Origin of the sequence: Aliivibrio sp. S2TY2, from assembly GCF_028765525.1 — a bacterium.
Lineage (GTDB): Bacteria > Pseudomonadota > Gammaproteobacteria > Enterobacterales > Vibrionaceae > Aliivibrio > Aliivibrio finisterrensis_A.
Window position 1 is genome coordinate 62,162 of sequence record NZ_JARACS010000010.1, and the last position, 24,363, is coordinate 86,524.

A 24,363-nucleotide genomic window follows, 5' to 3' on the forward strand; every position below is an offset into this window, starting at 1 on the left:
AGGAAAGAGTGATTTAGCTTTTTCCTAAAAATAGTCCACACTTAAGTTATCAAAACTGATTGATAGCACGTTAGGAGGCTATGATGGAAAATAAAAAAGTAAAACAATACATGAGCGCACGACCTCTTTATTTGACAGCGGATATGTCATTATCAGCGGCTTTGGATCAATTTATTACTTCGCAGCATATTGGCGGCCCTGTTGTAAATGAACAACGTGAAGTGATTGGCTTCATTTCAGAGCAGGATTTGATTAAGTCGCTAATTGGTGTAAGTTACCATTGCCAAGACACGCACGTTGTTGCAGATGTTATGAAAACAGAAGTACTTACGGTTACACCTGAAGATACGATTATTGATTTGGCGCAGACCATGACTGCAAATAAACCTAAAATTTACCCAGTGGTAGAGGAAGGTAAGTTAGTTGGGATAATCACTCGTCGAAATGTACTTCAGGCATTGAGTGAGTCAATTGGACATTGTTTCAAACATCCAGTGTAGAAATTATAGCTATAAAATTTGATATAAATAAAATAAGACACTTCGGTGTCTTTTTTTATATGTGAGTAAATTTATTCTTGACCCTGGAGTTAGCTCTAAGGTCTATAGTTAGTGTAGACAAACTAAACCTAACAGAAAGGATTTTCTCATGTGTACTGCTCATAAAACCACTCATAGCCAAGATCATAAGCATAACCCATCAAGCTCATGCTGTGCTGCACCAAAAATCACTTCGATAAAAGCAGAAAGCGCGGTAGTTGATTGCTGTAGCAGCGTTGATAAAGCAACAGATACGGACTCATGTTGTGGAAGTGATCCTGGGGAGTCGGACCCCCTAGTTGTCAACGCTAAAACATCGAATAACGGTTCGTTATCTCGCAGCTGGCTTATTGCAGATATGGATTGTCCAAGCTGTGCTGCTAAATTGAAAAAGGCCATTCTTGCCATCCCAGAAATTATTGATGCAAAGGTAATCTTTGCGACAGAAAAACTGACCGTAAGAACAAATAGTGAAGCTGTATTTGCTCAGGTTATTAGCGTTGCTAAGACTACGGGATTTCCCTTGTCCGATATGGGTTCGAAAAGTACATCTGAGATCGAATCTCAGCCATTTTGGAAAAAAAATTTACTGCTATTAATCTTGGTTGCCTTTTTAGTTATTGCAACGGGTATTAATTTAGTCAATAAAGAGCTAGGAACTATCGCATTCACTGTTGCTGGCTTGTTTGGTTTAATTCCTATTGGCCGTAAAGCCATTCGTTTAGCAAAAAATGGTTCCCCATTCTCAATTGAAACGTTAATGACAGTAGCAGCTATTGGTGCTGTGTATTTAGGTGAAACGGTTGAAGCAGCAATGGTTATCTTATTGTTTATGTTAGGTGAACAATTAGAAGGCTACGCATCGGCGAAAGCAAGAAGTGGCGTGAAAGCATTAATGGATTTAGTGCCAGATACTGCATTGCGAATCAATAACGATGGTACAAAAGAAGAAGTAGCAGCATCAGAATTAAACGTAGGAGATAAAGTTCAAGTTTCTCCAGGCGATCGTTTAGCCGCAGATGCGATTTTACTTTCTGAATTCGCTTCTTTTGATGAAAGTGCTTTAACAGGTGAATCTGTACCTGTTGATAAGAAGGCAAACGATCCATTGATGGCAGGTTCTATTGTTAATGATCGTGTCATTGAAATTCAGATAACATCAGCTCAAGGTGAGAATGCAATTGATCGTATTCTTCATCTAATAGAAGAAGCAGAATCACGTAAAGCCCCATTAGAGCGTTTTCTGGATAAGTTCAGTCGTTGGTACACACCAGCAATGATGCTACTGTCGCTATTAGTTATCATTATTCCACCGCTGATGTTTGGTCAGTCATGGGATACATGGATTTATCGAGGTTTAGCAATGCTATTGATTGCTTGTCCTTGTGCGTTAGTGATTTCTACGCCAGCAGCCATTACATCTGGTCTAGCAACTGCGGCAAAACGTGGTGCATTAATTAAAGGGGGCGCTGCATTAGAAGAGCTTGGTCATATTCAAAACATCGCATTTGATAAGACGGGGACGCTAACTCAAGGTAAGCCAGTATTAACTGATATTCGTGTTTTAGTTGAAGCTGAAACTGAAGAAAGTATTTTATTTCAATCAGCAGCGGTTGAAATGGGCTCATCTCATCCATTAGCAAGAGCCGTAGTAATAAAAGCGCAAGAACAAGGGTTAACTGTTATTGAAGCCGATGAGCGTGAGACAGTTGTTGGGAAAGGCATTAAAGGAACTGTTAATGATCAACATATTGAACTGTATGCCCCGCAGCAGTTTGATGGTGAGGTTATTCCTGAAATCGAAAGTCAAATATCGTTCTTAGAGCAACAGGGTAAAACGGTTGTACTTGTGCTGATTAATAAGCAGATCTCAGGGTTACTTGCATGGCGCGATGAACTTCGTCCTGATGCTAAAATGGCTGTAGAAAAGTTAGTTAAATTAGGTATAAAACCAATCATGCTTACTGGTGATAATGAACGTGCAGCAAAAGCGATTGCTGAAGAGTTGAATATTGACTATAAAGCGGGTTTATTGCCATCAGACAAAGTGAAATACGTTGAGTTGTTAACTGCACAGGCAAAAACAGCAATGGTCGGTGATGGTATTAATGATGCACCAGCAATGAAGACTGCTTCTATTGGTATTGCAATGGGTGGAGGAACAGATGTTGCCCTTGAAACCGCAGATGCAGCATTAACTCATAATCGATTAGAAGAACTAGGGCCAATGGTTGCACTATCAAAAGCAACACTGAGTAACATTCATCAGAACATTACTCTAGCGCTTGGTTTGAAAGCAGTATTCTTAGTGACTAGTTTATTTGGTATTACTGGTTTATGGGTTGCTGTACTAGCTGACAGTGGTGCAACAGCCTTAGTTACCTTAAATGCACTTCGTTTACTGCGATTTAAAGAGAAATAATATTATTTCGAGATTAATCATGAAATAGGTAAAGCCAACAGTTTTCAGTTGGCTTTTTTTATGAATGTGCGATTTCAATTAATTCTTGAATGTTTACCTCATCAATTTGTTCAGAGCTTAAAAACTTATCTGCATAGTTCAGGTAAACTTCATCAGTTAAAAATAAGCTAAACAAGGAAGCGTCAATATGTTTATTTTTTGCCATAAAAGCTAATATTTTTAAGGATTCAGATAATGTTTTAGGTGTTTTATAAGGGCGATCACTAGCGGTTAATGCTTCAAATATGTCTGCGATAGCCATCATTCTTGCTGTGATAGGCAGTTCTGATGCTGGAATACCGTAAGGGTATCCTTTTCCTGACATTTGTTCATGATGGCCTCCTGCAATGAGAGGTATATTTTTTAGATGGTCAGGATAGGGCAGCGCTTTGAGCATATTAATAGTTTGAATAATATGATCATTAATTAAAAAACGCTCTTCATTGGTTAGAGTGCCGCGTTGAACTGCGAGATTATATATTTCACCATGATTAAATTTGAATGGGTGCGGTTGTAGATTAAATTGTTCATCTGTTTTTCTGTTTAGATCCCAAGGAATAAGATGGCTACTGTTATTTTGTAAAACCGTTTCAATTGAGGGTGTTTGCTTATCATTATCCGAGAGCAGCTGTGTTTCTTCCCATGATAGCCCTAGTCGTTTATCCAAAGTTCGAGTAAAAGTTCTTGTAGCAAGGTTATGTAAACGATCAACATTGTCATCGTGATAAAACTCATCACCTAGGTTAGATTGAGCAATAAAAACAAATTCTTCCTCTAGTTCTTTTATTGTTTTGAGATAGTTTTCTTGTAATAAAGTAGCATTTGACTCGCCATCAATAAGGCTTTTTAAATATGTGATCTCAGCGTCTCTTTTGAGCACTTCATAACGAGTCCGTATTTCATGAATACGGTTAGTAAACATGTCTAATTTTGTCGCTTTATCAATAACGTGATCAGCTGTTGTTAATTTTCCACAATCATGGAGCCAAGCTGCGAGGTAGAGTTCTTCCCATTCTTGCTCACTTAAAGCAAAGTCTTTCCATTCGACTTGGTTCTTTTGAGCCGCTTTAGCTAACATAAGAGTTAACTCTGGTACTCGTTGGCAATGATTTGCGGTATGCGATGATTTTGTATCAATGGCGGAAGCAATGGATTGAGTAAAGGCGGTAAATAATGCTTTTTGTTGCTCAAGAAGGTTATGTTTTCGGGTAGAAATAGAAATTATATGAACTAATCGCTCTATAAATGCAAGAGTATCATCGCTCAGGTTATTCTCAGGAGTAACATTTATCTGTAAGCATCCATTAATTTTATTTCTATCATTAAATAAATTAAAATTATGCACAATATGTTCATTTTCTAATGATTTTTTGTAATAAGTTTTATTTTTATCTTTGTCTTCAATGTTTATTTTGCTAATCCCTTCATAACAAATAAATTCTCCATCTATATTTATAGTAAATAATTTACTTTTACCATTAGTGATTTTATCAATTTGTTTAACTACAGAAAGTCCAAGTTGAAATATGTTATCAGTTTTAGAAATAATTATTATTTGAGAAAGAATATTGTCAGTAGTTAAACTTATTAATTTCATAGAATCACTAAGTTTTTTTATTTCTTTGATATTGCTTTTTTTATACTTTTGATTCTTGAATTCAAACCTCATTATTTTATGTGCATTTTCAATGAGATTGTTAATCTTTGATGATAGGTTGTATGAAATGTAGACTAAAATAATAAAACAAAAAATTGAATACATAATTATTTGTTTAATAAGTGAATCCAGAATTGGTGTTAGATTTTTTAAAATTACGTGGTTAGGAATTAAAGTAATAAATTCAAGGTTTGAATTTCTAAAAGAGTTTGTTTGAATGTTGTAATCAACGCTATATTTAGAAGCCTTACTCTTGTTTTCCAATATAAAAGAGGTGATTTCATTATCATTAAATGGGATGTTTTTATTTGAATGGTATAAAAAGCTACTATTCATACGGTCATAAATATGAAAACTAACATCCGTATTATTTAATAACTCCCTGTCAATAGTATTGAACACATTAGCCGTTGATATCTCAATCACTATTTTTTGTTGATGATTCCCATGATTTCCTAAGTAACTTAAGTAGATGTGGTTATTTAGATGTAAATAATGATTATCTTCAGCGTACCTCCAGTGAGATTGTAAAAAGGATTGGTCAACAGGAGTGATATTTAATAGTTTATCAATGTAGGTTATACGGATACCTTGATCATTTGAATCATATAAATAAATACTAACTAATGAAGGTACTTGATGAAAATCATTAATTAGATTTTTCCTTAGTTGTGGTGAGGGATTGTTAAACGTTAAAGTTGGATTTTCTTTTAGTTCCTCTGAGATATCATTAATCTGATTGATTGTAGATTCAATATTTATTCTAATAAGTTTGTAATGTAACTCGATGACATCTTTAACATGACGTTGAGATAGCTCTGATGAAGATGTCTTAATGACAAAATACAAATGGGTGCACCCAATAATAAATAACCCACCAAATACAATGATCAAGTAGTTTTTTAACGAAAGACTACGCATAGAGTTCACCTTCAAAAGCCTTATCTTTTTAAAGACAGTATTCAAACAACTAAAAATATTATTTTATATATTTTAGGTTATAGTTCCATCAATATTATTTACGATACCACTAGAATAAATAGTATGTGAAAATTCTGACCTTACATAGAAAGTGTGATGCCAATCGGTTTTTCTTGCGAGAATATATACTATCAACATTCCTTTCGGGATCTTAATCACACTAATGTAAGGGCGTTTGGATAAGGTAACTTCATCTAATCAAATATAACTATCAAGATATTGAAATTTCAATTAATTCTTGAATGTTTACCTCATCAATTTGTTCAGAGCTTAAAAACTTATCTGCATAGTTCAGGTAAACTTCATCTGTTAAAAATAAGTTAAACAAGGAAGCGTCAATATGTTTATTTTTTGCCATAAAAGCTAATATTTTTAAGGATTCAGATAATGTTTTAGGTGTTTTATAAGGACGATCACTAGCGGTTAATGCTTCAAATATGTCTGCGATAGCCATCATTCTTGCTGTGATAGGCAGTTCCGATGCTGGAATACCATAAGGGTATCCTTTTCCTGACATTTGTTCATGATGGCCTCCTGCAATGAGAGGTATATTTTTTAGATGGTCAGGATAGGGCAGCGCTTTGAGCATATTAATAGTTTGAATAATATGATCATTAATTAAAAAACGCTCTTCATTGGTTAGAGTGCCGCGTTGAACTGCGAGATTATATATTTCACCATGATTAAATTTGAATGGGTGCGGTTGTAGATTAAATTGTTCATCTGTTTTTCTGTTTAGATCCCAAGGAATAAGATGGCTACTGTTATTTTGTAAAACCGTTTCAATTGAGGGTGTTTGCTTATCATTATCCGAGAGCAGCTGTGTTTCTTCCCATGATAGCCCTAGTCGTTTATCCAAAGTTCGAGTAAAAGTTCTTGTAGCAAGGTTATGTAAACGATCAACATTGTCATCGTGATAAAACTCATCACCTAGGTTAGATTGAGCAATAAAAGCAAATTCTTCCTCTAGTTCTTTTATTGTTTTGAGATAGTTTTCTTGTAATAAAGTAGCATTTGACTCGCCATCAATAAGGCTTTTTAAATATGTGATCTCAGCGTCTCTTTTGAGTACTTCATAACGAGTTCGTATTTCATGAATACGGTTAGTAAACATATCCAGTTTTGTGGCTTTATCTATTACGTTATCAGCGGTGGTTAGCTTACCGCAATCGTGCAGCCAGGAAGCAAGGTATAATTCTTCCCACTCCTCATCACTCAATGAAAATTTACTCCATTGATTTTGATTTTCTTGTGCTGCTTTTGCTAGCATCAATGTTAATTCTGGTACCCGTTGACAATGGCCTGCGGTATGAGGAGATTTTGCATCAATGGCAGAGGCAATCGATTTAGTAAAAGAAAGTAAAAGAGATTTTTGTTGCTCTAGAAGTTTATGTTTATCAATGGATACTGCGATTATTTGCACTAAACGCTCAATAAATAATAATCGGTATTTAGGGACGGTATGATTAAGTGGAACTTCAATGACTAGGCAGCCAATGAGCTTTTTCTTATCATTATGTAAATTGAAGTAATGGACAGAGGCTTCACAGTAATAAGATTGATCTTGATTCTTGATAGGGATCTTTTTCTTACCTTCGATACTGCTTAATGTATTGTCGTTATCCGTTATATAAAGATAACTGTGACCTGTCGTAATCTTATGGATTTTTTTATCAACAATCGCTCCTAATTGAAATAAATTACCACTTTTTGCAATGATGAAGACCATTTTTAAAATATCATCAATAGTTTGATCCATCGTTTCAAGCGTGCTGCTCAGATTATGAATTTCTTTAACAATCGAATCTTGCTTCTTTTGTTGATTGAATTGGAAGTGATTTATTTTTTGCGCGTTTTTAAACAATGTAACTAATCGATTTGATATGTAAGAAGAGGATAAAAATATAATCAATATCGCGAGAAATATGTAGGCGATGACATTCAAAAACAAATCATTAGATATAATATCAAAATTATGATTAATAACACTTTCAGGAATGAGAGATACAAAATACAGAGATCTACGATTTAATTTGTGGACAAAAGCCGTATAGGAAGAACCATCTAGGGAGACAGTCTCATGCTTATCATGTAGCACGCCTTGCAGCTGCGAATAAGATAAAGGTGTAGGGACATGGTCAGAGTAAATTATTTCTTTTAGCTGGTAATCGTAGAGATAAAACCCGACATTTCTTTTATTTACAAGTTCGTGATCTGTGGTTTCAAAAAAAATGGCTGTTGAAATTTGTAAAATAATTTTGAGATTCGTATTTTTAGAGCGACTTAAATATAGATATTCATTATTAAAGGTATATGTTTCATTTGTTTTCCACATCTCCTCCAATGATAAGCTTGTTGCTATTTCTGCTTCGATGCCGCCATCAATATTTTTTAAATTAATACCATTATTCTCAATGTCATAGATATATACATTAGTTAATGCAGGAGAGTGAGAGAAAGCGGAAGAGATAAATTTGATGAGCGATGGGGGAATATTATTAATATCCAATGAGCTTAGATCAGATATCTCTTCTGCTAATGCGTCTATTTGGTAGATAGTGAAGTTTACATTATTACTGATTATTTGCTGGTGAAGTTCGGCAACATCAGAGATGTGCTCACTTGATAGTTTCGTAACGGCGTTTTTTATATTGGTATATAAATGTGCGGAAAACAGGGCGAAAATAGTCGTAAAAATAATAAATAAGTACGTTTTTAATGATATCCGTCTCATTATATCTTCCTTTAAAAATTGATTTGACCATCTAACATTTAATTTAGTGCATAAAAGCACATAAAACCAACTGTTTACTTGATAATTAAAGAATTTTGTCCAAGACTTGTTTTATATTCTTTATTATTGGGTGACTATAAATGGATTTGTTGTCTTCTTACTACTCTACTCAAAAGAAAGTGATGCTGAAGGTTTTACCATCGTCATTGCTTATCAATATTTTATCATTAGCGATCCCGTTAGTGGTGCTACAAATTTATGATCGAATCCTACCAAATCAGAGTTATGGCACTGCTGTATTGCTAGTTTGCGGTGCCAGTGTTGCTATTTTACTTGATGCATTTCTACGATTTGTTCGTTCTTGGATTCTAGCTGCCGCTTCAATAAATACAGAAAAAAGTATGTACTCTTATATATTGCATCAGCTCACTGAGTTGCCCGCAAAAGAACTGTTAAGTCTAAAACCCGGTAATTTGCAAGAAGGATTAAAAGGGATTTCTTCAATTAAAGAATTTTATTCTGGTGGATTATTAAGTGGGCTAATCGATGTACCTTTTGTTTTGATTTTTCTCTCATTGGTTGCTTATGTTGGTGGTGGGCTTGTTTTTATTCCAATAATAGTTTGGATAGCTGCGGCCCTTTTGGTGTGGTTGTTTTCAAGTAAATCATATCAACATGCAAAAATAGCTGCGGAGAATGAGATTAGCCGTATGAACTTTTTAGTTGTGGTATTTACTATGCTTGAAGGTGTGAAAAAACAGGCAGCAGAGTCGAGAACATTTCAATACTTTAAACAATTAAATCAGAATCGATGGCTGTCCGTCGCTGAATCTGAACGAAATACAGCTATTGCTCAGGAGTGTATTCAAATCGCCGCGTTAGGAACCTCAGTGGTTATGGTTATTATTGGTAGTTTGTCTGTGCTATCTGGCGATTTAACCACTGGTGGACTCGCCGCTTGTTCTATTTTGTCGGGAAGAGCGGTTGCTCCTATGAGTGCTTTGGTTGGATTGAGATTGAAATACAGTTCGTTTCAAGTTGCAAATCATTCAGTCAACGATTTATTTGAGAACATAGCATCACATGAAACAATTAAATCAGAAAAATTACCGATGTTTGAATCCTTAACAGCTGAAGGTTATACGATTGAACGCTTTGGTTCTTGTTACCAATTAGATTTTTGTGTGCAGAAAGGAGAAATTATTGCCTTAAACGGTAAGGATACCGACCTACTTAGTCAAGTGATGGCTAACCTATCAGGATTAGATGCAAAGGCAGGTGGCCAATTATGTTGGAATAACAATGTATCTGTCGGTGATTATTATGATTACCGCCATCAAACTGCATTTGTAACCAGTCGTCCAATTCTTATTTCAGGATCTTTATTAGATAATTTGACGGGGTTCAACGTCGATAGAGTAGGAGATATTGAACCTTTAATAGAAGCGCTTGGCTTAAATAACATCATAGCGGATCTTCCTAATGGTTTGGAAACAAAGGTCGGTGCTCAATTAGGAGAGCAACTAAGCCAAGGTGCTATCAAATTGGTTTCGTTAGTGTGCCAATTGGCAAAGCCGACACCGTTACTGTTTTTAGATAAACCAGAAATAGCTCTAGATATTGAGTCTGTAACAAGGTTAGCAAAAGTTCTGTCATTGTTATCAAAAGAGGGCAAAACCATTATTTTAAATACAGACCATCCTAGCTTAGTTGAATTAGCTCAAAAACGAGCTGAGCTTATGCCATTACAAGGAGAAAGTTAATGGATAAGAATTATCAATCTGAAGTCATTAATTTATTGATGGCGATGGACGTAAATACGAATGTCCATGCTTTTAGTCGAGAGTGGATTGCATCAAATAAGCTTGAAGATGTTAATGATATTTTTACCTTATTGGAGCGGTTAGGAATTGCTTATACTGTTCATCCTTATTCAAAGGCATTAGCATCAACGTCACATTTAGCGGCACTGTATATAAATGATGATGAAATTAAAGTATGTCGATTTTTATTGAATGAATTTCAAGCTTATCAACAAGGTGAGTTTGAAAGTGAAATCTGGCCTGAAAACCAGCTTTCTTCTCTTGTCGTTCTTATTCATGAACAACCTAAAGAGAAAAATGCACCAGATTGGGTAGGTGAACGGATTAGTAAATTTAAGCCATTGTTACCTAAGCTTTTATTGGTTAGTTTTTTTGCTAATCTATTTGCGTTAGTTATTCCTTTTATTACGATGTCAATTTATGATCATGTTATTGGTGGCGATGCAGAGCATGAGTTGCTTGGGATAGCTATTGGAGCCGCTTTATTATTTTTAATGATGCTTTTGTTAAAGGTAATTCGAAGTCAGTTACTTACAACGATTTCAAATCGGATCAGTCGAGAAATATCAGAAACTGTATTATATCGAGTTTTTCGATCTTCATTATTAGCTAATCGCTCATTACCATCATCTGCTTTAATGTCTCGACTCACAACTGCTGAAAGCTTTAAAGGGTTACTTCAAGGTCCACTAGGCGGAGCTTTATTTGATTTACCTTTTGTTTTGCTTTTTCTTATTGCGATTGGATTCTTAGGTGGTTGGCTCGTTATCGTTCCTGTCATTTCTTTACTTTGTTATTATGGATTAGCTCACCACAGTCAAAAAAAATTAGCTAGATCTTCCCATCAAACAACAGTTTCAGGCACAACACGTTATTCGTTACTATTTGAATTAAATAGTAAATTAGCTTTTATACGTAGTGCTAACATGAGTAAGTTTTGGATAAAACGTTTTGAAAAAGCGAATGTTTTAGCGGCAAAGAACGGCTTCTTTCATAATGCGCATCAAGCCAAATATACGTCAATTTATTATGCATTAGGCCTACTCAGCACATTGGCGGTAGTGGCTCTTGGTATTGATCTTATTTTTAATCAAGTGATGACCTCTGGTGGATTAATTGCCACCATGATGCTTATATCAAGGGTCACGGGACCAGCTCAAATGCTCGCTAATAGTAGTGCTCGTTTTACTCAAATTAAGCAAGCAAAATTACAAATCAATCAATCAATGAATCAAAAAGTGGAAGGTGACTTTTCCTTTCAACATCACTCATTACCATCAGATAATCCAACCATAGAGTTAGATCAAATTACTTTGCGTTTTCCACAACAAATGAAACCTGCACTTTCAGGACTTTCTTTGAAAATAGAACCAGGTCAAGTCGTGGCTATTACAGGACCAATGGCAAGTGGGAAAACGGCGTTACTTGAATTATTGGCAGGCTTAAGCCAACCACAGAACGGGGTAATTAAGGTTAATCACCATAATTTGTCACAATATGACCCTCAAATATACAGACAATGGTTAGGGTACTACTCAGCAAAGCCTGAATTATTATTACTAACTGTTCGTGAATTTGTGAGTGATAACAAAAGCATTGATGATGGTCTTATTATTAATGCAATTAAGCAGGTGGGTGGTGAAGCATGGTTTAGAACATTACCTAGCGGTTTAGATACTCAGCTAAATGAATCTGTTGTAGTGAATATCTCTCACGCTTTATCTGGATATGAAGCAAAGGTGTTATCACAAGCGAAGCTGTACCTTCATGAATATCCATTGTATTTATTAGATAATCCGGTAATGGATATTCCATCTCGAGATCTTTTCAAGCAATGGCTTTCGCAACGCAGAGGGCGATCGACCATTGTCTTTTCATCTCATGATCCTGAATTAATAAAGCTGGCGGATCAAGTAATAGTGCTTGATGGTGGGATACTTGTATATGCAGGACCACTACCAGATAATTCAACTACAGAGATAGCAATGGAGGCCTCTCTATGAATAAGCAAAATGTGGATGTTGTTGAATCAAAAGTGACGGCTCGTTTATTGTCATTAAGTACCTATTTTATTGCTATATGTTTGATTTTATTTATTGGATGGTCGGTATTTACTAATGTTGATGAGATTGCCAAAGCAAAGGGGTCTGTTATCCCTGAAGGAGAGCGTCAAATCATTCAAAGTGAGACTGGTGGTCGACTTAAATCAATTTTGGTATCCGAAGGGGAATTGGTTGAAAAAGGCCAAACTCTAGTTGAGTTTGATTCTAAGTTTCAAAATACCGCATTAGATGAATTGAATGCCCAAAGAGCAGCGTTAGAATTAACGATTGAACGTTTGAATTCATTAGTCGAAACACGAGATCCTGATTTTTCGAAATACGCCGATTTTTATCCTAGGCAAGTATCACAGCAGTTAAAACAACTTGCAGCTGAGAAAGAATTGTTTTTTCAAAAGCGAAGCGCTGTAATTAAGGAGCAAGCTCAGGTCGCCGCGGAATTGGAGGGATTACAAACGCAATTACCCGTTTATCAACGTCAATTAAACGCGACTAAACAAGAGTTGGATATATTAATCAAGGGGCAGAAAGCAGGGAATATCTCTAAGCTAAGAGTGCTAGAAATGAAGCAGAAACTAGCATCGATTGAAAAGGAAATCCAAAAAGCAAAGAGCCAAGAGAATGTGTTAAAGCGTAAAGCAGAAACCGTTGGCGCTCAGTTAAAACAGTTAGGGGCAGAGGCCAGAGTTCAGGCTAATATAGAACGATCTAAAGCCGAAGCTGATTTAAGCGGATTAAGAGCTCGTATTCGTTCTGGTAAAGAAAAGGTGTTGGATACTGTAATTAAGTCACCAGTTAAGGGGTTGGTTCAAAGTATCCCTTCTACTCAAAATGGGGGGGTAATTACTCCCGGTGGAACGATAGCAGAAATTGTTCCTGTCGATGGAAAGGCAAGTTTTAAAGCTCGTTTATCTCCTAGAGATATTGGCTTTGTGTCCATAGGGCAGCCCGCACGTATTAAAGTCGATGCGTTTGATTACAGTCGCTTTGGTGCGTTAAAAGGAGTAGTAGAGAAAATATCACCGACAACCAGTAAAAGTGAACGGGGTGATATTTATTATGAGGTTACAGTCTCGGTTAATAAGGCATACTTTAGAGATAATCCTGAAAGTTTTTCTATCCTGCCGGGCATGACTGGTGAAGTAAACATTACCACTGGTGAGAAGTCAGTATTCCAATACCTATGGAAACCGATTTACACCAACGTAAGTATGGCGTTTGGTGAAAGGTAGTGACAGAGTAGGTGCATATATAGTGCCCTAATTCTTATGATTTATCAGCGAATAGAAAGTAACAATATATAGAAAGGGATCACGTTATGTGATCCCTTTTTATTTCTGCTTGTTTTAAGTTATGAGTTTGGGTCGATATCTGGAAGTCCATCTATATCATTGTGATGGTGATGTTCATCATCTTGGTTGTGGTTGATGTTCGTATCATGGTGTTCAAGCGCATCCGACATATCCAAGTGCGCTTGGTCATGTGTTGTTGCATCTGATTGGTCTACTTGTGCAAGCACGATGTCCATATCGGTAGGTTGATCGTGAACCGTTGTCGATGCCGTGTCAGGTTTAATGCCCAGAACATTCAGATAAGCTGCAGCACCATGGTGGCTGTTTTGTTGATCTGGTTCATGGTAAGCGTGTTGGGCTAAATCTAGATAATTGTCATCGCTTAGTGTAACCGTAAAGTCCGCTTGTGAAGTCATGTCTGGCTCATTATGTTGTACTGGCGGCGGTGGTGGTGGAGCAGGGTGTGATGCATGGGTTACAGGCGTGATCGTCATATCAACAGCTTCGGTTCCAATTGTAAGTTTACCACTATTCCCAGGTCCGTGACTGAGTATTTGAACGTTCACATGGGCGACTACTTCATCTTGGTTTGTCCCTTGCAGTGCCACTTCAAACTTGTCTTCATGCTGGCCGACTCCCGAAGCGCTGCCATGAGGACCAGTGTGAACTTGGGCTTGCTCTTGGTAATGTAAGTGGCCGGTTTGAGGATCGATGGTTAATGTCCCATATTGCCCATGATGACTTGTGACATACTGCCCATTTGGTAAGTGGATTCGCCAACCGCTTTGTGCTGTTGGTACCGGAGTTAACGATGGTAATAGAGGTGGAACCCCAAGCGTGCCAGAGACTTGGTGGCTTCCCGATGGTGGTCTGACAATAATAGGTTCAGGTATAGCGCTTGCAGCAAAACCTTGGCTACCTGCGGTATTACCGTGTTCGTCAGTCATTGTTGCTTGTACATTAGAACCCGGATGAACTTCAATTTGTATTCCATGCTGTAGAGTATGAACATCTAATACATGATCCTGACCGTTAACGACAAGATGCTCTCCGATTTTGGCATCACCAGGAGGCGTCACGGTTGCTGTGATCGTATTTGCATGGCCTCGGGCGATTTCAGCTTTACTGTATAAGTTGTCTGCCCCTGCGTTTTCAAAAGTAATCGTAGGAACGCTAACCTGTGTATCTATATGGACAGAAAGAAGCGAAGACGTAGCCGGTAGCACTGATGAGGGAGCCAGTGCTTTGGCGGATAGATTATGATCGCCGTCCGATAAGCTGCTTACCGCAACACTATATTGTCCAGATGCATCAGACAGCGCGTGTCCAACGGGTGTTGAACCATCGTAAACGGTCACTTGCGAATACGGAATATCAGTGTGTCCGGTAATCGTTGGGGTAGCGTCGTTGGTAAGGTTGTCAGTGTTCGATGAACCTGAATCGCTTGTTGATGCAAGATCCAGAGTGACGGTGTTGGTTGGTGCGACGGTGTTGACCATCAGCAAGGTTGGTAGTGTCGTTGTAACTGTAGGTTGTTGAGGCACTGTGGTTGATGTGGTCAAGCTACCTGTTGGGGACATGGTGACATGTCCTGAGGCATCAAAGGTGATGAATTTCGAATCCTCCGTATGGCCGTCGCTGACTTTTACTTCGAACACATCGACACCATGATAGGTGTTGGTGGCAGAGTTATAACTCATCCCTGCGATAGACGTATTTGGTATGTAGACGTAATCACCTGTAGTTGGATCGACGGACAGTGAACCGAATTGACCTGCAGAACTGACGACAGAGAAGGTATGAGAGTCAGTAACATCTACATCAGTCTCTGTTAATGTACCCGTAGTCGATGATGTTTGGTTGACTCCGAGAATTGGAGCATCGTTGGTGCCTTGAATTGTGACTGTAATGACATATGGAGTCCCATCTTTAGAGTGGATAGTGACGGTATCAGTTAGAGTCTCACCTGCACCTAAACCCTGAACTTCAGGCTTGCGGTTATCAATGTAATAGTTCCAGTTGCCATGTTGATCTATTTCCAGCTGTCCTCCCAGTTTTGATTGGTAAGGTGCCCATTCAGGATGAGTTGAAGCTGTTATCAATGTTCTAAAATCGAAGCCTGACTCACCGGTATCCGTATCTGTCGCCGTTAATGTCCCACTTGTCTCAAGCTTATAAGAATAGTTTCCTTGTACAGAAGCGTGGACGTTGTGATCTTCAGTAACACTTCCCGTATCGACACCACTAAAAACAGCAGCATCATTGACGGCAGCAAGTGTTGTGTTCGCACCAGTATGAGCGATGCCACCGTGTCTATCGGCAACATCGTAAGTAAAGTGGACCACTCCGTTGTAATTAGGATCAGGGTTAAAGGTAAAACTGCCATCTGAATTTGATACCAAGCTGCCGTGGTCTGCCGTCAAGTTTTGAGCGTGTAACCAACCTCTATCGTTAGTATCAACATCTGTAGTATTAGCGATTAATTCAGCTTGAGTAATATGTATTGAAGTATCTTCGTTGCCTGAAGGTAAAGTGACTTCTCCACTGACGGTTGGTACATCATTATTGCCATACACAACAACGGAGACACTTTTCGAGACGTGGCTACCATCAGTAGATACTGCCTCAACTGTAAAGTGTTCCCAATACTCGTCACCGTCTCCTAATTTTGTAGCTTTACTTTGGTCAACGTCATAATGCCATTGACCATCGGCACTTAGGTGGAACGTGCCATACTGACCGCTGACGCCACCGGTTGGTGTTTGTGTCCAACTCACCGTATCGTGGAGATCAACATCGTGTGCGACCACATTGCCGGAAACTGAAGCACCTGTTTGGGCATTTTCTACGACATGACCAAGTTCTGATTTGGAATCGATAACGACCCCATCCTCTGTGCCGTTAACCTTAACCGTAATAGGAAATTCAGTACCGTCGGTTGCTATTAGCTTTATTGATTCAGTTAATGACTCACCGTGCTTTAATTCTTGCACGTGAACATTGTTATTGTCGCCAATATAACTCCAAGAATGCTCACCTTGATGGGGCCCACTGGTAATGGTGTGGAATTGGAATTTACCATAGGGTGTTGTAACGTCGAGATCAGATCCTAAATCCCATGTGTATTGTTTACCCGCAAATTCGACCGTGACTTGTGTATTGGGACTGTCAACATCGGTAATCTGCAATGCCTGCCAATCAACGGCATCTAACAGCGAAACATTTGTACTCATTGGGGTGCGGATGTCTTCTGTAGCAACCCCGTGGTTAACGCCAATAAACTCAGTTTTGTCTTCCACAGCAGCCAGCGTCATAGAGGCACTGGTATGCGTCGATGCGCCATGGTTATCCGTCACATCGTAGCTAAACTTAACGGCACCATTATAATTGCTATCAGGCGTGAAGGTAAATGTCCCATCATGGTTATCAGCAATCGAACCATGGTCTGCGTGAAGATTGGATATATGCAATCGGTCATAATCATCGACATCACTGGCATGAGCCAACAACTCGCGGCTATGCAGTACGACGGAATGATCTTCAGTGCCTGAGCTTAGGGAAACAGAGCTGGTTACAATTGGCACATCGTTGGTGGGCATAACAGTAAAGCGCATATTGTGAACACTCGACAAGCCCTCACTGTCCGTAACTTTGACTGGGACATAGATTTGTAAATCACTCCCATAAGTTAATGAAGCGTGTTGGTATGCCGAATTAGATGGGTCGAAGGTGTAACTACCATCTGGATCTAAATGAAATCCAGCGGCACTCCCTAACGCTTCATACGTTAAAGTTTGTTTATCACCTTTATCGGGATCGAGTCCATAGAGACTGCCATGTAGAACGCTTCCATCTTCAAAGGAAAACTCGTGTAAACTAGAGCGGGCAATCGTCGGTGTATCACTCGTACCTTGAATCACAAATTCAATTTCCTTCGTTGTACCGTCAACGCTTTTTATTGTAAATCGGTCTGTTACATGCTCACCATCTCTTAGATGATCAACGGTACTATTATCAATGTTATAGAAATAATTTCCGTTGGAGTTTATTTGTAAGTCACCACCGAATGAGCCTTTATAGAAAGACGTTATCTGTCCCGGAGCCATGGCAAATTGAGACTCGGAAGGGCCATCAGGGTCGATAACATGAAACTGCCCTTCTGAATGCAGAGAAGTAGTGCCACTGAGAACATGATCTTCTTTTAAAGTCACACCAGCTGCAATAATTTGGGCAGCATCTGATACCGCAGCAAGTTGCAACGTTGCGCCCGTAGCAGTAACACCGGCATGTGCATCTAGCACGTCATAAGTGAAATGAACCTGACCGTTATAGTCTTTGCTTGGGGTAAAAGTGAAGGTACCGTCTTGATTATCTAGAATAGAACCATGATCGGCATGAAGATTCGTAATCGTCAGTTTGCCTGTGTCGTTCGTATCTACATCTACGGTGTTTGCCAATAGCTCAGTTGTAGTGATGGTTTGCGCGAGGTCTTCTTTACCGCTGTTGAGTTGCACCTCACCAGAGCAATACGGACGGTCGTTATCGCCGTGAATGGTGATAACGATATCGTGTGTGGTACCATCTGCAGATTTAACGGTGACAGTATCGGTTAGTGATTCCCCTTTGCCCAGATGATCAATAGCTCTGCCGGTTGCATCTTGGCCGATGGAGGCAAAGTAACTCCAGTCCCCGTTAGTTTGAAGTATGACACGACCATGAGTGCCGTAATAAGTGCCTGTTTGGGCCTGGCTTTCTCCTGCATCAGCATCCACTATCGATAGGTGGCCATCGGTATGGATTTCATCGTTCCACAACTTCCCGATATTTCCGTGCATATAGTCAGGTGAACGATCATCAACACTGCCAACGGACATACTGCCATCTGGTGCAGTATAGCCATGTCCTTCATGGACATCGCCAGTATCAACATCTGTAATAACGGCTTTATCCCCAACCGCATCAACATGAAGTGTGTTGGTAGCCTCTGTAGAGTCGGTATGTCCATCGTTAACAGTATATTTAAACTGAACATCGCCATTAAAATCTTGTGCAGGAACGAACTGAAGCTTACTAATGTCAGCTGTAGGGATCTGTTGTCCCGATGTAACATCATGTCCATCAAGTACAAACTTACCTTGTGCTGCTGGTGGTAGATCTGTGATTGCAACTGAATGTAGCGTATCGCCACTATCAACATCCGTAAATCCAAACTGACTCGCTTGCATTTGATAATGCGTGTCTTCAGTGCCGTTACTGAGTGCCACTTGGGTAACGACTGGCGCATCATTGGTGCCTACAACGTCAATGTGTAACTCGTATGCTGTTCCATCATAACTATGAACACGGTAGACAACGGTTTCGGTTTGCCCCTGAGCAAGATGTTGCAAATTAGCATTATTAACGCTGTACCCCCAATTGCCCATGCTATCAATACGTAACATCCCACCAAACGGATCGTGAACTGCTGTTTCACCAAACTGGCTGTACTGGAATTTATTCTCACCACTATCAGGATCCACAACTTGTAGCCGCCCATTTGCGAGTTCGGTTGTTACTCCTGCATTGTGTCTGCTGTGCGGACCATCTTCAGTGACATGATCAGTCGATACCTCACTAATAATGGCTGAATCTGATGTTGCAGTAAGCATTGTCGATGCCGTTGCTTGTGCTGAACCACCATGAGCGTCTTTTACATCATAAGTGAAGTGGACTTGGCCGTTGTAGTCTTTGTCCGGATGGAAAGTAAAGGAACCATCGGTATTATGCGTAACCGTGCCGTGATCAGCGGTAACAGCATCAACGTACAAAGTGCTAGCATCGTTCTTATCAATATCACTCGCACCAGCTAGGAGCTGAGTTTGAGTGATATGCAATGTTTGATCTTCGGAACCTGCGGGTAATACCCTAGAACCTGTGACCGTTGGATTATCGTTTGTCCCAGTAATGGTGATTTGTAATTCTTGCGTTGTGCCATCGACGGTATGCACTGTGACTTTATCGACATAGGACTGACCTTGCCCTAAAGATTGAACCTGCTGAATATTATTATCCAGTTGGTAATGCCAATCGCCATCTGGAGTTACAATTACCTCTGCACCAAGTATGGATGTATAGCCAATGCCCGCATAATTATGCGCATGTATCACCGGATCAAACTTAGCCTCTCCAGAATCGCTATCGGAGACATGCATTTTCCCATCGGTTAACAACCATTGCATACCATTGATACGATCTTCTGTTACCGCACCTGTGGTTGTCCCCGTAATGACAGCTGCATCGTTTCTACCGTTTACCACTATTGCAATTTGGTGGGGTGTTCCATCGGCTGACTGAACAGTAATAATATCTTTTACTTGCTGACCTTGCCCAAGAGCTTGAACGGTCGGGTTTGAGTTATCTAGATCATAGGTCCACGAACCATTATCTGTTAAGTGTAGTGTGCCTAAAGTTCCAATAATGTTGCTATTAGAGAAGTGCGCTTCGCCTGTATCCACATCGGTGACAGTCAGTGTGCCGGAGGTATGAAGTTGAGATTCTTCGGTGACCGCCCCAGAGTCTATCCCTGCAATAACAGCTTTATCGTTAGTGCCATTTACTGTGATAGTCACATGATGAGGCGTGCCGTCGGCCGAATGAACAATAATGGTATCGGTAGCTGTCGCGCCTTTACCTAATGCTTGAACCGTCGGGTTAGTATTATCAAGATCGTACGTCCATGCACCAGAGTTAGTGAGGTGCAGAGTGCCTAGTGAGCCAGTAATATCAGTGTTTGAAAAATGAGCCTCACCAAGATCAGGGTCTATTACTGTCATTTTTCCGGCAACATGAGTTGTCACGTCTTCGGTTGTTGTCGCAGAGTCTTTTCCTGAAATAATAGCTTGCTGCTGTAAGTGTTGTAGAGGAGGTGTGCTTAATGTTGTAGGGGCTGTGACCAACATAGCAGGGGCTTGGTTGATTGTATGGTTTTGCACTGGCGTAGGAAGAATCCCAATAGGAGTTATTGCGTGTGAGGCTAAATGGGAACTACTTCGTGCACTGGGCGTTGCTATTGGAGTGTGTTCATTCGCATCATCTTGGTTAGGTTGAATATTACTCATTTTGTTTTCAACAATAGGATCTAGAGGTGAAATGAGTGATTCATTATGATGAGAATTCGACACATCTAATGTACCGCTTTCTATATTTGAGTCTTTTTCTTCAATATTGTCTTCTGATGTAAGAGTTTGAGACAAAGAAAAACTGGGTAAAATTAACATTAATTGAGGATATAGAGAGAGTCTCTTTGCTAGATAGGTTTGGCTTTTATTTTTTTTATGTTTAAACGGTGACTTTTCATTTTCCGAATTTAAAAGTGATTCAGCTTTATTATTTGAGTTATTTTTCTCTGACTGCTTATTCATCCGTGACCTCAATATACAATATATAACTTATTATAAGTTAAGGATATGAGAGGGTAAAAAGCCAATCCTAAGGTTATTAATTATTAAAAAAGTGATATTGAGGGAGGTAAATTAACTTTGTTGTTCGTATTTTGTTTTTTCTAGAACATCTGTGAGTTCAAATATTGGGCATACAATTATACTTATTGAGTTTGAAATTATTGTAAGGCTCTGTCAGTAGAGTTAATCTTGAGTATAAGTTAATCGACAACCTTTATTTTCTGTGATGCCAATCGATTTTCCTTGCAAGAGTGCATGTTATCAACATTCCTTTCGGGATCTTAATCACACTAATGCAAGAGGTGTTTGGGTAAAGTAACTTCATCGAATCAATTATAACTAATTAAATTAACGCGACCCTACAATCGCAAGGAGCTAACCATGACAGCAGCAGTATTCCATTTAGGCGTAACACAGGCAGATCTTCAAGGTGCAGAAATGGCGATCATTCCTGGTGACCCAGCGCGTGTTCAAAAAATTGCAGAGCAAATGGAAAACCCTAAATTTCTAGCAAGCCACCGTGAATATACAGTGTATCTAGCTGAGCTAGATGGCAAGAAAATTGTAGTATGTTCAACGGGTATTGGTGGTCCATCGACTTCAATTGCTGTTGAAGAGCTAGCGCAATTGGGTGTTCGTACTTTCCTACGTGTAGGTACAACAGGCGCAATTCAACCTCATGTAAATGTAGGTGATATGATTGTGACTACAGGTTCTGTTCGTTTAGATGGCGCTAGTCTTCACTTTGCTCCAATGGAATTTCCTGCAGTTGCTGACTTTGATGTTGCAACGGCAATGCGTAAAGCGGTTGTTGATCAAGGTGCAGCGGTTCACACAGGTGTGACAGCATCAAGTGATACTTTCTACCCAGGTCAAGAACGTTACGATACGTTCTCTGGTCGTGTTGTTAAGCGTTTCCAGGGTTCTATGCAAGAGTGGCAAGACATGGGCGTACTGAACTTTGAAATGGAATCAGCAACATTATTAACAATGTGTGCAAGCTCTGGTTTACGTGCTGGTTGTGTTGCGGGTGTAATTATTAACCGTACACAAAAAGAGATCCCAGATCACGCAACACTAAAAGAAACTGAAGCACGTTCAATTAAAGTTGTGATTGAAGCTGCTCGTAATCTTCTGTAATAGAAGAACATAAAAAGCTACTAAGATGCCGTTGGTTCAAATGAATCAGCGGCATTTTTTTGATTAGTATAATAGGTCACATGCGTCTTCACGGTTTAGAAAGTTTTGTAGCTCTTCCATAAATACACGAATGCGAGTTGGCAAATATTTTCGAGAGCGATAGACGGCATAAATTTGTCCATTCTGTCCAAAATTACCATTAAACAGTTGAATTAAACGTCCTTCAGCAAGCTGCCTAGAAATTTGGTCTTCTGGAATAAGCGCAATTCCCATTCCTGATATAGCTAAATTAGTGGCAATATCAACAGAGTCAGTTGTGATGATTCCTGATACATCAACGATATCTATTTTTCCGTGTAAATCTTCATAGATCCATTCAGTTTCACGCTTAATTGAATTGGTATTAGTGATGCATTGATGATTAATAAGCTGCGCAGGATGTTCTGGTATACCATAGCGATCCATATATTTCGGTGATGCACAGAAAACACGACGATATTTTAAGATTGGTTTTGCTATCAATGATAAGTCTGTCGGTAATAATGGAGATATCATAATATCGCAATTAGCCATTTCACGTAGTTGAGTGGGGTGAAGAGTGACTAGGTTAATATGTATTTTTGGTTGTGATTTTTTAAATTGATAAAAGAAATATTGACTGAGCCAGCGTCCCATAGGGTGAAGTAAGCCTACCGTTATCTCGCCACGAATGCTCTCAGAAGTGTCATATAAACCATCAATAGTATCATCGAGATCTTGCAATATACGCTGGCATGATTCTAAAAATACGATCCCTTGAGGGGTTAAATGAATTTGATTTCCACCGCGATGAAACAAGCGCAACTTAACCTCTTGTTCTAATTGGCTGATTTTTCTGCTTAATGTGGGCTGACTCATTTCTAGAATATCAGCAGTCTCGGTAAAACTGAGTTTTTCTGCTAACAAGCAAAACATTCGTAGGGTATTGATTTGAAAAGACATGATGAAGGTATCACACAATTTTTTCGCTAGTATAGCAAAATTACGTCAATGAGCTAGATCGCTTAGTTTTAAGTAATCTAACGCGTAATTAGTAATGAATAGAATTTTTGTTTTTTCAATTCGTTTATGATCTAGATCTAATGATTAGTAGCGATTCCAGTTACGTTAATCACATTATTCATTTTCTGAATAACTGCAATTTTAAATCCCCCATTTTCTTCCATTATTTGAGTTATATACTCGCGCACAACGATATATTTCAAGTTGTGGAAAAAAATATGAAAATAAATAAAATCTCAGTGGCATTGTTAATGTTGAGCTCTAGCTATTCTTTTGCTGAAGAGGTGACGTTTTTGGAGCCTGAATTTTATGGTTCCATTCGTGCTCAAGTTGCACTTCAAGAGAATACTGATTACACCACGGATATTTATCAAGCAGAAGCAGGTTTGATTGGTTTTGTTCCTGTTTATGATTTCCGTGTACGTTACCAGTTAGAGGCAGAGTACTCAGAATCTATGGTCGAAAATGCGTCAGATAACGATCTGATTGTACGTGAAGCTAACATCATCATGATGAATAAAAAATGGGGTGGGATGTTTATTGGTTCAGGTACAACAGGTACATGGGCCGATTTATATAGCAAGGCCGATATATTTGAAAGCAATAATATGGAGCGCCACAGTAATAATTTATTGTTTGGCGGCCAACGTTATTCAACCAACTGGCATTGATTACCCCTCATTTTGGACCTTTCCACTTTAAAGCTGCAGTGGTTTCACCTAAGGATGACAATGATAATGATGCTGACATTATTGGTTTGCGTGCACTTTATAACCAAGGTGATTTTAGTTTAGTAGTAAACCAATCACTGACATCAAAAGAGATGATGAATGGGGCTAAAGAAGACAGTCAACGTACCGTTGTCGCTACGAGTTACCAATGGGAGAACTTCTATTTAGGCGGTGTCGCTGAGTTCGATTACGATGCACCTTACCATAAACGCAATGTATATGGGATTTCAGGTAAATACACTTACAACAAGACCTCATTTAGCTTGGGCTACCAGTATGCTGATTGGAAAAATACTCATGATAATGAATCGCTTGTACTTGCTAATGTAAGTCACGCTATCAATAAACACTTTACGGTATTTGCAGAGGGTGCACTTTTTAGTGAAGAGCCGAATCAGAACCTAAACGTTAAGTCTATAACAAAAAGCGACAATATTAATCTTGGTTTGATCGTCTCTTTCTAAT

12 protein-coding genes are annotated in these 24,363 nt (G+C 38.9%); 8 read left to right on the forward strand and 4 right to left on the reverse strand.

Annotated elements, in window-relative coordinates; genetic code table 11:
• Positions 1 to 83: 83 nt before the first annotated feature.
• Both PVK63_RS14890 and PVK63_RS14895 read left to right on the forward strand, forming a co-directional pair.
• Positions 84 to 500 (forward strand): CBS domain-containing protein, encoded by a 417-nt coding sequence (locus PVK63_RS14890; RefSeq protein ID WP_130045608.1) that lies wholly within the window; start codon positions 84 to 86, stop codon positions 498 to 500.
• 148 nt (positions 501 to 648) lie between these two features.
• The gene (locus PVK63_RS14895) at positions 649 to 2,961 is read left to right on the forward strand and encodes a zinc/cadmium/mercury/lead-transporting ATPase (RefSeq protein ID WP_130087697.1); all 2,313 of its coding nucleotides are present in this window, start codon (positions 649 to 651) and stop codon (positions 2,959 to 2,961) included.
• Positions 2,962 to 3,019: 58 nt separating this feature from the next.
• Here the strand turns inward: PVK63_RS14895 and PVK63_RS14900 are convergent, their stop codons facing one another.
• Together PVK63_RS14900 and PVK63_RS14905 are read right to left on the reverse strand one after the other, a co-directional pair.
• Positions 3,020 to 5,578 (reverse strand): HD-GYP domain-containing protein, encoded by a 2,559-nt coding sequence (locus PVK63_RS14900; protein ID WP_130087698.1) that lies wholly within the window; start codon positions 5,576 to 5,578, stop codon positions 3,020 to 3,022.
• A 271-nt stretch (positions 5,579 to 5,849) separates the two neighbouring features.
• Entirely contained in the window at positions 5,850 to 8,372 is a 2,523-nt protein-coding gene (locus PVK63_RS14905; RefSeq protein ID WP_274440725.1) for an HD-GYP domain-containing protein, read from the reverse strand.
• A 140-nt stretch (positions 8,373 to 8,512) separates the two neighbouring features.
• On the opposite strand from PVK63_RS14905, the gene PVK63_RS14910 reads away from it, so the two are divergent.
• The 3 genes from PVK63_RS14910 to PVK63_RS14920 are packed head-to-tail and all read left to right on the forward strand — an operon-like array spanning position 8,513 to position 13,487.
• The gene (locus tag PVK63_RS14910; protein WP_130087700.1) at positions 8,513 to 10,135 is read left to right on the forward strand and encodes an ABC transporter transmembrane domain-containing protein; all 1,623 of its coding nucleotides are present in this window, start codon (positions 8,513 to 8,515) and stop codon (positions 10,133 to 10,135) included.
• Entirely contained in the window at positions 10,135 to 12,198 is a 2,064-nt protein-coding gene (locus PVK63_RS14915) for an ABC transporter transmembrane domain-containing protein (protein WP_130087701.1), read from the forward strand. The genes PVK63_RS14910 and PVK63_RS14915 overlap by 1 nt, the downstream gene beginning before the upstream one ends.
• Positions 12,195 to 13,487 carry an HlyD family type I secretion periplasmic adaptor subunit gene (locus PVK63_RS14920; protein ID WP_130087702.1) on the forward strand — a complete coding sequence of 431 codons (1,293 nt, stop codon included), beginning with the start codon at positions 12,195 to 12,197 and terminating at the stop codon, positions 13,485 to 13,487. The genes PVK63_RS14915 and PVK63_RS14920 overlap by 4 nt, the downstream gene beginning before the upstream one ends.
• Before the next feature lie 119 nt (positions 13,488 to 13,606).
• On the opposite strand, the gene PVK63_RS14925 is transcribed toward PVK63_RS14920, so the two are convergent.
• Positions 13,607 to 20,947, reverse strand: coding sequence for a VCBS domain-containing protein (locus PVK63_RS14925; protein WP_130087703.1), 7,341 nt, complete (start codon positions 20,945 to 20,947; stop codon positions 13,607 to 13,609).
• Positions 20,948 to 21,367: 420 nt separating this feature from the next.
• On the opposite strand from PVK63_RS14925, the gene udp reads away from it, so the two are divergent.
• A complete protein-coding gene (gene udp / locus PVK63_RS14930; protein ID WP_130045612.1) occupies positions 21,368 to 22,126 on the forward strand; it encodes a uridine phosphorylase in 759 nt (252 codons plus the stop codon).
• A gap of 63 nt (positions 22,127 to 22,189) precedes the next feature.
• On the opposite strand, the gene PVK63_RS14935 is transcribed toward udp, so the two are convergent.
• Positions 22,190 to 23,107: a LysR family transcriptional regulator gene (locus tag PVK63_RS14935; protein ID WP_130087704.1), complete on the reverse strand. Its 918-nt coding sequence runs from the start codon at positions 23,105 to 23,107 to the stop codon at positions 22,190 to 22,192.
• Positions 23,108 to 23,385: 278 nt separating this feature from the next.
• Between PVK63_RS14935 and PVK63_RS14940 the strand changes: the two genes are divergently transcribed.
• A complete protein-coding gene (locus tag PVK63_RS14940) occupies positions 23,386 to 23,838 on the forward strand; it encodes a hypothetical protein (protein WP_242511080.1) in 453 nt (150 codons plus the stop codon).
• A gap of 38 nt (positions 23,839 to 23,876) precedes the next feature.
• Entirely contained in the window at positions 23,877 to 24,362 is a 486-nt protein-coding gene (locus PVK63_RS14945) for a porin (RefSeq protein WP_242511081.1), read from the forward strand.
• Position 24,363: the final 1 nt, after the last annotated feature.

What these genes read in the sequence shown, in the direction of transcription:
- PVK63_RS14890 (WP_130045608.1), top strand. Translation starts at nt 84, where the DNA reads ATGGAAAATAAAAAAGTAAAACAATACATGAGCGCACGACCTCTTTAT.
- PVK63_RS14895 (WP_130087697.1), top strand. Translation starts at nt 649, where the DNA reads ATGTGTACTGCTCATAAAACCACTCATAGCCAAGATCATAAGCATAAC.
- PVK63_RS14900 (WP_130087698.1), bottom strand. Translation starts at nt 5,578, where the DNA reads ATGCGTAGTCTTTCGTTAAAAAACTACTTGATCATTGTATTTGGTGGG.
- PVK63_RS14905 (WP_274440725.1), bottom strand. Translation starts at nt 8,372, where the DNA reads ATGAGACGGATATCATTAAAAACGTACTTATTTATTATTTTTACGACT.
- PVK63_RS14910 (WP_130087700.1), top strand. Translation starts at nt 8,513, where the DNA reads ATGGATTTGTTGTCTTCTTACTACTCTACTCAAAAGAAAGTGATGCTG.
- PVK63_RS14915 (WP_130087701.1), top strand. Translation starts at nt 10,135, where the DNA reads ATGGATAAGAATTATCAATCTGAAGTCATTAATTTATTGATGGCGATG.
- PVK63_RS14920 (WP_130087702.1), top strand. Translation starts at nt 12,195, where the DNA reads ATGAATAAGCAAAATGTGGATGTTGTTGAATCAAAAGTGACGGCTCGT.
- PVK63_RS14925 (WP_130087703.1), bottom strand. Translation starts at nt 20,947, where the DNA reads ATGAATAAGCAGTCAGAGAAAAATAACTCAAATAATAAAGCTGAATCA.
- udp (WP_130045612.1), top strand. Translation starts at nt 21,368, where the DNA reads ATGACAGCAGCAGTATTCCATTTAGGCGTAACACAGGCAGATCTTCAA.
- PVK63_RS14935 (WP_130087704.1), bottom strand. Translation starts at nt 23,107, where the DNA reads ATGTCTTTTCAAATCAATACCCTACGAATGTTTTGCTTGTTAGCAGAA.
- PVK63_RS14940 (WP_242511080.1), top strand. Translation starts at nt 23,386, where the DNA reads ATGAAAATAAATAAAATCTCAGTGGCATTGTTAATGTTGAGCTCTAGC.